Here is a 12150-nt window from a genome sequence, read left to right on the forward strand (position 1 = left end):
AAGGCTGGGTGAACTCTCATGGCGAGTGAAGAGGAACTGGTCGACTACCTCAAGCGGGTCGCCGCCGAACTGCACGACACCCGGCAGCGTCTGCGCGAGGTGGAGGACCGCAGGCAGGAACCGGTGGCCGTCGTCGGCATGGCCTGCCGGTTCCCCGGCGGCATCGAGACCCCCGAAGGCCTGTGGGACCTCGTTGCCGCCGGTGACGACGCCATCGAACCCTTCCCCACCGACCGCGGCTGGGACCTGGAGGGCATCTACCACCCGGACCCCGACCACCCCGGCACCTGCTACGTCCGCGAAGGCGGCTTCCTCACCGCCGCCGACCGGTTCGACTCCGACTTCTTCGGCTTCAGCCCGCGCGAGGCACTCGCCAGCAGCCCGCAACTGCGGCTGCTCCTCGAGACGTCCTGGGAAGCACTCGAACGGGCGGGCATCGACCCGACCTCCCTCAAGGGCAGCCCCACGGGCGTCTACGTCGGCGCCGCCACCACCGGCAACCAGACCCAGGGCGACGCGGGCGGCAAGGCGACGGAGGGTTACGCGGGCACCGCACCCAGCGTCCTCTCCGGCCGCGTCTCCTTCACGCTCGGCCTGGAGGGCCCTGCCGTCACCGTCGAGACCGCGTGCTCCTCCTCGCTCGTCGCGATGCACCTGGCCGCCAACGCGCTGCGGCAGGGCGAGTGCGACCTGGCCCTGGCGGGCGGAGTCACCATCATGTCCACGCCGGAGGTGTTCACCGGCTTCTCGCGCCAGCGCGGCCTGGCCCCCGACGGCCGCTGCAAGCCGTTCGCGGCGGCAGCCGACGGCACGGGCTGGGGCGAGGGCGCGGGCCTGATCCTCCTGGAACGCCTCTCCGACGCCCGCCGCAACGGCCACGACATCCTCGCCGTCATCCGCGGCTCCGCCATCAACCAGGACGGCGCCAGCAACGGCTTCACCGCGCCCAACGGCCCCTCGCAGCGCCGCGTCATCCGCCAGGCCCTTGCCGGTGCCAACCTGTCCACGTCGGAGATCGACGTCGTCGAGGCGCACGGCACCGGCACGAAACTCGGCGACCCCATCGAGGCCGAGGCGCTCATCGCCACGTACGGCAAGGAGCGCGAGGACGACCGCCCGCTGTGGCTCGGCTCGGTCAAGTCCAACATCGGTCACACGCAGGCCGCGGCCGGCGTGGCGGGTGTCATCAAGATGGTGATGGCCCTGCGGCGCGAGCTCCTGCCCGCGACACTGAACGTCGACGAGCCGACCCCGCACGTCCAGTGGGAGGGCGGAGGAGTGCGTCTCCTCACCGAGCCGGTCCCTTGGTCACGCGGCGACCGCCCGCGCCGCGCGGGCGTCTCCTCCTTCGGCATCTCGGGCACGAACGCGCACGTGATCCTTGAGGAAGCACCCGAAGCACCCGAAGTGCCAGTAAGGCCGGTCGGGGAGGCGTCGCCGGGTGCGGTGGTGCCGTGGGTCCTCTCCGGGCGGTCCGAGCAAGCGCTGGGGGAACAGGCCCGCAGGCTGCACGAGTTCCTGGCCGGGGACGGCACGCAGGCGCTGTCGGGCGAGGTCGGCTGGTCGCTGGTCACGGCACGGGCGGTGTTCGAGCATCGGGCCGTGGTGGTGGGCCGGGACCGGGACGAGCTGGTGGCCGGAGTTGCGGCGCTGGCCGCGGGCGAGGCGTCTCCGGATGTCGTGTCAGGGATCGCGTCCGGTGACGTCGGTCCTGGGCCGGTGTTGGTGTTTCCCGGGCAGGGGTCGCAGTGGGTGGGGATGGGGGCTCGGCTGCTGGACGAGTCACCCGTGTTCGCGGCGCGTATGGCCGAGTGCGAGCAGGCGTTGTCCGCGTATGTCGACTGGTCGTTGTGTGAGGTGTTGCGCGGGGACGGGCGTGAGCTGGCGCGGGTCGAGGTCGTGCAGCCGGTGCTGTGGGCGGTGATGGTGTCGCTGGCTGCGGTGTGGGCTGACCAGGGGGTCATTCCGGCTGCGGTGATCGGGCATTCGCAGGGTGAGATGGCTGCCGCGTGTGTGGCGGGTGCGCTGTCGTTGGAGGATGCGGCGCGGATCGTGGCGGTACGCAGTGACGCACTGCGGCAGCTGCAGGGGCGCGGCGACATGGCGTCCGTCGGCGCTGGTGCCAAGCGGGTCGCGGAGCTCATCGGCGAGCGGCCGGGTGTGAGCGTCGCGGCCGTCAACGGCCCCTCGTCCACGGTCATTTCGGGCTCGCCCGAGCATGTGGCTGCTGTGGTCGCCGAGGCGGCGGCATGTGGTCTTCGGGCTCGGGTCATCGACGTCGGCTACGCCTCCCACCACCCGCAGATCGACGCACTCCACGACGAGCTGACCGAACGCCTGGCCGACATCCGGCCGGTCTCGACGGACGTGGCGTTCTACTCGACCGTCACGGCTGAACGTCTTCAGGACACGACCGCGCTGGACACCGACTACTGGGTCACCAACCTCCGCCAGCCCGTCCGTTTCGCCGAGACGGTCGAGGCGCTCCTCGCGGACGGATACCGGCTGTTCATCGAGGCCAGCGCGCACCCTGTGCTTGCTCTCGGCATGGAGGAGACCATCGAGCGGGCCGATGTGTCCGCCACGGTGGTTCCGACCCTGCGCCGCGACCATGGTGACGTCGCTCAGCTCACCCGGGCTGCCGCGCAGGCCTTCGCGGCGGGTGCCGACGTCGACTGGCGGCGCTGGTTCCCGGCCGACCCCGCCCCTCGTACCGTCGACCTGCCCACGTATGCCTTCCAGCGCCGACGCTACTGGCTGCCGGTGGACGGCGTCGGCGACGTGCGTTCCGCGGGGCTGCGGCGGTTGGAACACACGCTGTTGCCCGCCGCGCTCGGGCTCGCCGACGGTGCGCTCGTGCTGACGGGGCGGCTCTCGGCGTCCGGTGGCGGCGACTGGCTCGCCGACCACGCGGTCGCGGGCACGACACTCGTCCCCGGTGCCGCACTGGTCGAGTGGGCGTTGCAGGCGGCCTACGAGGTGGGCTGCCCCACACTGGAGGAGCTGACGCTCCAGGCACCCCTGGTGCTGCCGGGCACCGGAGGCCTGCAAGTCCAGGTGGTCGTGGGCGCGGCCGACGAGCAGGGCGGCCGGCGGGAGGTGCGGGTCTTCTCGCGCACCGAGGCAGGGACCGGGACCGAAACCGGGACCGGGTCCGGGGCCGAGTCCGATGGCGGGCTGGGCCGGGACGAGGACTGGCTGTGCCATGCGACCGGCGTGCTGAGCCCCGACCTCGGTGACGTACCGGACGGACTGAGTGGACAGTGGCCGCCGACGGACGCCCAGCCGGTACAGATCGGTGATCTCTACGAACGGGCCGCGTCGGCGGGATATGAGTACGGGCCGTCGTTCCAAGGCCTGCGTGCCGTATGGCGGCAAGGGCGGGACCTGCTCGCCGAGGTGCGGCTGCCGGAACAGGCGGGGTCCGAGGACGGCTTCGGCATCCACCCCGTACTGCTCGACGCCGCACTGCACCCGGCGCTGCTTCTCGCCGGTGACACCTCCGACGAAGTCGAAGACGGGAACCCCGACCTCCCGTTCGTGTGGAACGGGGTGTCCCTCTGGGCCACGGGCGCCGCCACGGTACGGGTCCGACTGACCCCGTACGAGGAAGGGGGCGAGGGCGAGAGCGGTGGGGCGCTGCGCGTGACCGTCGCCGATGCCACGGGCGCGCCCGTGCTCAGCGTGGACTCCCTGGCCCTACGCCCCGCCGACCCGGAACTGCTGCGCTCGGCGGGCCGGGCAGGCGGCGTCACCCCCAATTTGTTCACTGTGGAGTGGAGTGTGTTGCCGACGGTGGCAGCCGTGGGGGAGAGCGGCGACGGCTGGGCGGTACTCGGCCAGGAGGCGCCTGATTGGGCGGATCCGAGCGTCCCGCACTACCCCGACCTGCCTGCGCTGCTGACCTCCCTGGACGCTGGGATGCAGGCCCCCGCGACCGTCCTGGTCGAGCCCGTCGCGCCTGCCTCCGGAACGGTCGACACCCGAGGGCGGGCTGTCGCCGAACAGGTGTTGGACCTGCTCCGGGACTGGCTCGCCGAGCCGCGTCTGACCGAGACCCGCCTCGTACTGGTCACTCACGGCGCGGTGCCGGTGCCGGTTCCGGTAACGGTGGCCGCCGGAGACGACCACACTCCCACCGCCATCGATGTCCCCGCCGCCGCGCTATGGGGCCTCATACGCGCCGCACAGGCCGAACACCCGGATCGCTTCGTCCTGTTGGACACCGCGGACACGGTGGACGCGGACGCATCAGCGGTCGCCGTCGCCGCGGCCCTCGCGACCGACGAACCTCAGCTGGCCGTCCGCGACGGAGTGATACTGGCCCCCCGCCTGGCCCGCGCCACCGCCACCAGCACCTACGCCGAGTCCGACGCACCGGCACCGGAGGGCGGCCACCTCACCCCCGACGGCACCGTCCTCATAGCCGGCGGTACCGGCATGATGGGCGCCCTCGTCGCGGAGCACCTGGTCAGCACCTGGGCGGTACGGCACCTCCTGCTCGTCAGCCGCCAAGGCCCCGACGCCCCGGGCGCCCGCGAACTCGCCGACCGTCTCACCCGTCTGGGCGCCGCCGTCCGCATCGTCGCGGCCGACCTGACGGACGCACGAGCCACCACCGACCTGATCGCGTCGATCGACCCGGCGCACCCGCTGACCGGGGTGATCCACGCGGCCGGTGTCCTGGACGACGCCGTGGTCACCGCGCAGACCAGCGAGCAGCTTGCGAGGGTATGGGCGGCCAAGGCCTCCGTCGCCGCCAACCTCGACGCGGCCACGGCGGATCTCCCGCTCGGCCTCTTCCTCATGTTCTCCTCCGCGGCAGGTGTCCTCGGCAACGCGGGCCAGGTCGGCTACGCCGCCGCCAACGCCTTCGTCGACGCCCTGGTCGCCCGCCGCCGCGCCGCAGGACTGACAGGCCTGTCGATCGCCTGGGGCCTGTGGGCACGCGGCAGCGCCATGACCCGGCACCTGGACGACGCCGACCTCGCGCGATTGCGGGCCGGTGGCGTCAAGCCACTCCTCGACGAGCAGGGCCTCGCCCTCCTCGACGCGGCACGCGCGGCCGCGCCCCACGCCTCGCTCCTGGTCGCGGCGGGTATCGACGTACGCGAACTGTCCGCGGACGACGTACCGGCGATCCTGCGCAACCTGACCAGCCGGACCCGCCGCAGGGCAGCGGCCGACTCCGCCGTGGACCAAGGCGCGCTGGAACGACGGCTCGCGGGCCTGGACGAGACAGAGCGCAGGGCCGCCGTCAGCGACGTCGTACGCGAGTGCGTGGCGGCGGTACTGGGCCACCGGTCCGCCTCCGACGTACGCACCGAAGCCAACTTCAAGGACCTCGGCTTCGACTCGCTCACGGCCGTCCAGCTGCGCAACCGCCTCTCGACGGCAAGCGGCCTCCGCCTGCCCGCCACACTGGCCTTCGACCACCCCACCCCCCAGGCCCTCGCGGCCTACCTCTGCACGCGCCTCGGCGGACCGGCCGCGGACCCGGCCACGCCTGCGCCCGCCGCGCGGCCCGCCGCCACGACGGACGACCCGGTGGCGATCGTCGCCATGGCCTGCAAGTACCCGGGCGGAGTGGCATCGCCCGAAGGGCTCTGGGACCTGGTCGCGGCGGGCGTGGACACGGTCGGCGAGTTCCCGACCGGCCGCGGCTGGGACCTGGAACGCCTCTTCCACCCCGACCCTGACCACCCCGGCACCAGCTACGCCGACCAAGGCGCCTTCCTCCCCGACGCCAGTGACTTCGATGCGGCGTTCTTCGGGATCAATCCGCGGGAGGCGTTGGCGATGGATCCGCAGCAGCGTCTGCTGCTGGAGGCGTCGTGGGAGGTGTTCGAGCGTGCGGGCATCGACCCGACGACGCTCAGGGGCAGCCTGACCGGCACGTACGTCGGTGTCATGTATCACGACTACGCCGCAGGCCTGGCCCAGGACGCCCAACTGGAGGGTTACTCCATGCTCGCCGGTTCCGGCAGCGTGGTCTCCGGCCGGGTCTCGTACACCCTGGGTCTGGAGGGTCCGGCGGTGACGGTGGACACGGCGTGCTCGTCGTCGCTGGTCTCCCTCCACTTGGCGGCGCAGGCGCTGCGCCAGGGCGAGTGCGATCTGGCCCTCGCGGGCGGCGTCACCGTCATGGCGACCCCCGAGGTCTTCACCGGCTTCTCGCGCCAGCGCGGCCTGGCCCCCGACGGCCGCTGCAAGCCGTTCGCGGCGGCGGCCGACGGCACGGGCTGGGGCGAGGGTGTCGGCGTGCTGCTGCTGGAACGGCTGTCGGACGCCCGGCGCAATGGTCACCAAGTATTGGCGGTGGTGCGGGGTTCGGCGGTGAATCAGGACGGTGCGAGCAATGGTTTGACGGCGCCGAATGGTCCGTCGCAGGAGCGGGTGATTCGGCAGGCGTTGGCGAGTGGTGGTCTCTCGGCAGGGGACGTCGATGTGGTGGAGGGGCACGGGACGGGGACGACGTTGGGTGATCCGATCGAGGCGCAGGCTTTGCTGGCGACGTATGGGCAGGGTCGTTCGGTGGGTCGGCCGGTGTGGTTGGGGTCGGTGAAGTCGAATATTGGTCATACGCAGGCGGCTGCGGGTGTTGCGGGTGTCATCAAGATGGTGATGGCGATGCGGCGTGGTGTGGTGCCGGCGAGTTTGCATGTGGATGAGCCGTCGCCGCATGTGGATTGGGATTCGGGTGCGGTGCGGTTGGCGGTGGAGGCGGTGCCGTGGCCGGAGGTGGCGGGGCGGGGTGTGCGTCGTGCGGGTGTGTCGTCCTTCGGTGCGTCGGGGACGAATGCGCATGTGATCGTGGAGTACGTTCCCGAGTCGGTCGCCGAGGTTGCTGTCGAGCCGGAGGGCGGGGCGGCTGATGATGGTGTGCTGGTGCCGTGGGTGGTGTCGGCGCGGAGTCCGCAGGCGCTGCGCGACCAAGCACGCCGACTCGGCGAGGCGGTGACGGGCGAATCGGCCGGGGCGATACGTGACGTGGGCTGGTCCCTGCTGCGTTCGCGCTCGCTCTTCGACCACCGCGCGGTGGTGATCGGCTCCGACCGCGCCGAACTGGACGCGGGCATCCACGCGTTGGCCTCCGGCCAGACACATTCGGCGTTGACGAAGTCCGGTGAGGACGCAGCCTCCCCGCGCGGAGACATGGTCTGGCTGTTCAGTGGTCAGGGCAGTCAGGTGGTGGGGATGGGTGCCGGGTTGTATGAGCGGTTCCCCGTGTTTGCCGCAGCCTTTGATGAGGTGTGTGAGCTGCTCGACGTCGAGCTGGGCGGATCGGTTCGGGAGGTTGCGTTCGGGGGGTCGCGGGAGCGGCTTGATCACACGATGTGGGCGCAGGCAGGGTTGTTCGCGCTGCAGGTGGGGCTCGCCCGGCTCTGGGAGTCGCTGGGGGTGCGGCCGGATGTGGTGGTCGGGCACTCGATCGGGGAGATCGCGGCGGCACATGTCGCGGGGGTGTTCGGGCTTGCGGATGCGTGCAAGGTGGTCGGGGCTCGTGCTCGGTTGATGGGTGCGTTGCCCGAGGGCGGTGCGATGTGCGCAGTGCAGGCCACGCCCGAGGAGCTGGCGGCGGACCTTGAGGGATCCGCAGTGAGTATCGCGGCGGTCAACACCCCGGATTCCACCGTTGTTTCAGGCCCGGCGGACGAAGTCGAGGAGGTCACCGGACTCTGGCGGGAGAGGGGACGTAAGACCAAGGCGCTCGCCGTCAGCCACGCGTTCCACTCCGCCTTGATGGAGCCCATGCTCGCGGACTTCGCCGAAGCGATACGTGACGTGGAGTTCGCGGCGCCGAGGATGACGCTGATGAGCAACGTCACGGGTCGGGAAGCCGGAGCCGAGGTCATGGTGCCGGAGTACTGGACCAAGCACGTACGCCAGACCGTCCTGTTCCAGCGCGCCGTCGCCGAAGTCGCCGACCGCGCAGGCGTGTTCGTGGAGCTGGGCTCCGCCCCGGTTCTGATCACCGCCGCCCAGCACACCCTGGACGATGTCGCCGATCCGCAAGCACCCGCACCCGAGCCCGTACTCGTCTCCTCGCTCGCCGGTGAGCGTTCCGATGAACAGGCGTTCCTGGCTGCCATGGCCCGTCTCCACACTGCTGGTGTCGACGTGGACTGGTCGGTGTTGTTCCCGGCCGATCCGGCGCCGCGCACGGTCGAGCTGCCTACGTATGCGTTTCAGCGGGAGCGGTTCTGGTTGGCGGGTCGTGCGGGAGGTGGGGATGCGGCGGGGCTGGGTCTGGTGGCTGCGGGGCATCCGCTGTTGGGTGCGGCGGTGGAGTTCGCCGACCGGGGTGGGTGCCTTCTGACCGGGCGTTTGTCGCGTTCGGGGGTCTCGTGGCTTGCTGATCATGAGGTTGGCGGGGCGGTGTTGGTGCCGGGTGCGGCGTTGGTCGAGTGGGCGTTGCGGGCCGGTGACGAGGTCGGTTGTGCGGTCGTGGATGAGTTGATGTTGCAGGCGCCTGTCGTGGTGCCTGAGGCGGCCGGGCTGCGCGTACAGGTGGTGGTGGACGAGGCCGGGGAGGATGGGCGTCGCGGCATCCACGTCTACAGTCGCCCTGACGCCGACACCTCCGCAGGCGTAGGGGGCGAGGACTCGTGGGTCTGCCACGCCACCGGCGTACTCGCCCCCGAAGCCGAGGCCCAAACGGTCCAAGGACAGGCCGGGGCATGGCCCGGAGCGGGTGCTGTGCCCGTGGATCTGGCGGGCTTCTACGGGCGCGTGGCCGACGCGGGGTACGCGTACGGCCCGGCGTTCCAAGGGCTGCGGGCCGCCTGGCGGGACGGCGGGGATCTGCTGGCCGAGGTCGTCCTGCCCGAGGCCGCAGGAACGTACGACGGTTACGGCATCCACCCCGCCCTCCTCGACGCCACACTCCACCCCGCCCTGTTGCTCGACTGGTCCGACCAGCCGGTCGCGGACGACGGCAAGGTCTGGCTGCCGTTCACCTGGAACCAGGTTTCCTTGTGGGCTGCGGGCGCCGGCACCGTACGCGTGCGGCTGTCGCCCGGCGCGCACGACGAGACCGAGCGGGAAGTACGAGTTCTGGTCACCGACACTGCCGGGGCGAACGTCCTGAGCGTGGCATCCGTGACGATGCGCCCCGCCGACCTCCAACAATTGCAGTCCGTGCCGACGCAGGACGACGGCCTCTTCACGGTGGAGTGGACGCCTCTCCCCGCTCCGCAGGTGGTAGAGGCGTCCGACGCCAGGGGCTGGGTCGCGCTCTCGGGTGACGGTCGTGGCGGGCTGGCCGATGTGGTGGCGTCGGTGGGTGATGAGGTGCCGTGGGCGGTGTTGGCGCCTGTTGCTGTCTCCGTGGGTGACCCGCTGCGGGTTGCGGAGGGTGTGCTGTCGCTGGTGCAGGAGTTCCTGGCGGCGCCCGAGCTGGTCGAGTCCCGTCTTGTCGTGGTGACGCGCTCTGCGGTCGCCACGGACGACGGGGGCGACGAAACCGATGTGGATGCGTCCGCGGCGGCGGTGTGGGGTCTGGTGCGCAGTGCGCAGTCGGAGAACCCGGGCCGGTTCGTCCTGCTCGACATCGAGGGAGACCTGCGCACGGATGACAGTGAGGGTGCGCTGCCGCAGGCCCGCCTGCGCCAGGCCGTGGAAGACCTCGATGAACCCCAACTCGCCCTCCGTGAGGGCACACTGCTCATTCCGCGACTCGTCCGCGCAAGCGGCGGCACGGCCAGCATCGCCATGCCCCATGACCGCGCCTGGCGCCTGGACAAGGGAAGCGCCGAGACGCTGGAAAGCGTGGCCCCGGTCGCGTACCCCGAGGTGCTGGAGCCTCTGGGGCCTGGCCAGGTACGCCTCGCCATCCACGCTGCGGGCATCAACTTCCGCGACGTCCTGGTCGGTCTCGGCATGGTGCCCGGACAGGTAGGCCTCGGCGGCGAAGGTGCAGGTGTCGTGACGGAGGCCGGCCCCGGCGTGACGCACCTGTCGGTCGGCGATCGCGTCATGGGCGTACTCCACGGTTCCTTCGGCCCGACTGCTGTCGCGGACACGCGGATGGTCGCGCCGGTCCCGAGGGGCTGGGACATGCGGCAGGCGGCCGCGATGCCGGTCGCGTACCTGACGGCTTGGTACGGGCTCGTCGAGCTGGCCGGGCTGAAGGCGGGCGAGCGGGTGCTGATCCATGCCGCTACGGGTGGTGTGGGGATGGCGGCGGTGCAGATCGCCCGCCACATCGGGGCCGAGGTGTTCGCCACGGCGAGTCCGGCCAAGCATGGCGTGCTGGAGGGGATGGGCATCGACGCCGCGCACCGTGCGTCCTCCCGCGATCTCGCCTTTGAGGACGGGTTCCGGCGGGCCACCGACGGGCGCGGTGTCGATGTCGTACTGAACAGCCTGACCGGCGAGTTCATCGATGCCTCCCTGCGGTTGCTGGGGGAGGGCGGCGGTGGCCGGTTCCTGGAGATGGGCAAGACGGACCTGCGGGAGCCGGAGGAGGTGGGCGCGGAGTATCCGGGCGTCACGTACACCGTCTACGACCTCGTCACCGATGCCGGGCCGGACCTCATCGAGGCCATGATGCGGGACCTCGGCGAGAGGTTCGCGTCAGGGACCCTGGCCCCCCTGCCCGTACGTTCCTGGCCGCTGGACCGGGCCCGCGAGGCGTTCCGGTTCATGAGCCAGGCCAAGCACACCGGCAAACTCGTGCTCGACGTACCCGCCCCGCTCGACCCCGAAGGCACGGTGCTGATCACGGGTGGCACCGGTGCGCTGGGGCGTGTCGTGGCGGAGCACCTGGTGCGGGAGTGGGGCGTACGGCATCTGCTGCTGGCGAGCCGACGCGGCCCCGACGCGCCCGGTGCTCCCGAACTGCGCGCGCACATCGAAGAATTGGGTGCCGAAGCGACCCTCGTCGCGGCTGATGTCGGCGATCCGGTGTCGGCGGCGGAGTTGGTCGGAAAGACGGATCCTTCGCATCCGTTGACCGGTGTCGTGCATGCGGCGGGTGTGCTGGAGGACGCGGTGGTGACCGCGCAGACGCGGGACGGGTTGGCGAAGGTGTGGGCGGCCAAGGCCGCGGCCGCCGCGAATCTGGACGAGGCGACCCGGGGCATGCGTCTGGGGCTGTTCGTGGTGTTCTCCTCGGCCGCCGCGACGCTCGGCAGTCCGGGGCAGGCCAACTACGCGGCGGCCAACGCGTACTGCGACGCGCTGATGCAACACCGCAGGGCCCGGGGCCAGGCAGGCCTCTCGATCGGATGGGGCCTCTGGGATGCGTCGAACGACGTGAGGGACAAAGACACGGCGGCCGGGACCGAGTTCACGCGCCACGGCGACCAATCCGCGCCCGGCACCGGTACCCCCGGAATGACCGGCGCCCTGAGCGACGTCGACGTGGCCCGCATGGCCCGCATCGGCGTCAAGGCCATGACCACCGCGCACGGCCTCGCCCTCCTGGACGCCGCACTCCGCCAGGGCCGCCCGCACCTGATGGCCGCCGGCCTCAACCCCCGCGTCCTCGCCGGCAAACCCGCCGCCGCCCTTCCCCCGCTCCTCCGCGCCTTCGCCGACGGCCGGGGACGGGCGCGGCCGACCGCCGCCGCCACGGCGGTCCGGCAGAACACCGACTGGGCGGGCAAGCTGTCCGCGCTCACCGCCGAGGAACAGCACCGCACCCTGCTCGACCTGGTGCGGACGCACGCGGCGGCCGTCCTCGGACACGCGGGGACCGACGCGGTCCGCGCCGACGCCCCCTTCCAGGATCTCGGCTTCGACTCCCTCACCGCGGTCGAACTGCGCAACAGGCTGTCCGCCGCCACCGGCCTGCGCCTGCCCGCCACGTTCATTTTCCGGCACCCCACGCCGACGGCCATCGCCGAGGAACTGCGCACGCAGCTGTGCCCCGCGGGTGCCGACCCGTCGGCGCCGCTCTTCGGCGAGCTGGACAAGCTGGAGACGGTGATCGCGGGGCACGCGCACGACGAGGGCACACGCGGCCGCCTCGTGGCGCGCCTGCAGAGCCTGTTGTGGCGCCTGGACGACACCGCGAGCGCGGTGGGGGACATCGACGGGGACGCCACAGAGAGCGACGACCACGACCTCGATTCCGCGTCGGACGACGAGCTCTTCGAGCTGATCGACCGAGAACTGCCCTCTTGACCAGGAGTGGACCGGGTG

1 protein-coding gene is annotated in these 12150 nt (G+C 71.6%); it reads left to right on the forward strand.

The features are described 5' to 3' along the window. The first annotated feature begins 18 nt into the window (after positions 1-18). Positions 19-12132 carry a type I polyketide synthase gene (locus DEJ49_RS32125; RefSeq protein WP_150187355.1) on the forward strand — a complete coding sequence of 4038 codons (12114 nt, stop codon included), beginning with the start codon at positions 19-21 and terminating at the stop codon, positions 12130-12132. Positions 12133-12150: the final 18 nt, after the last annotated feature.

This window comes from Streptomyces venezuelae (genome assembly GCF_008642335.1).
Lineage (GTDB): Bacteria > Actinomycetota > Actinomycetes > Streptomycetales > Streptomycetaceae > Streptomyces > Streptomyces venezuelae_F.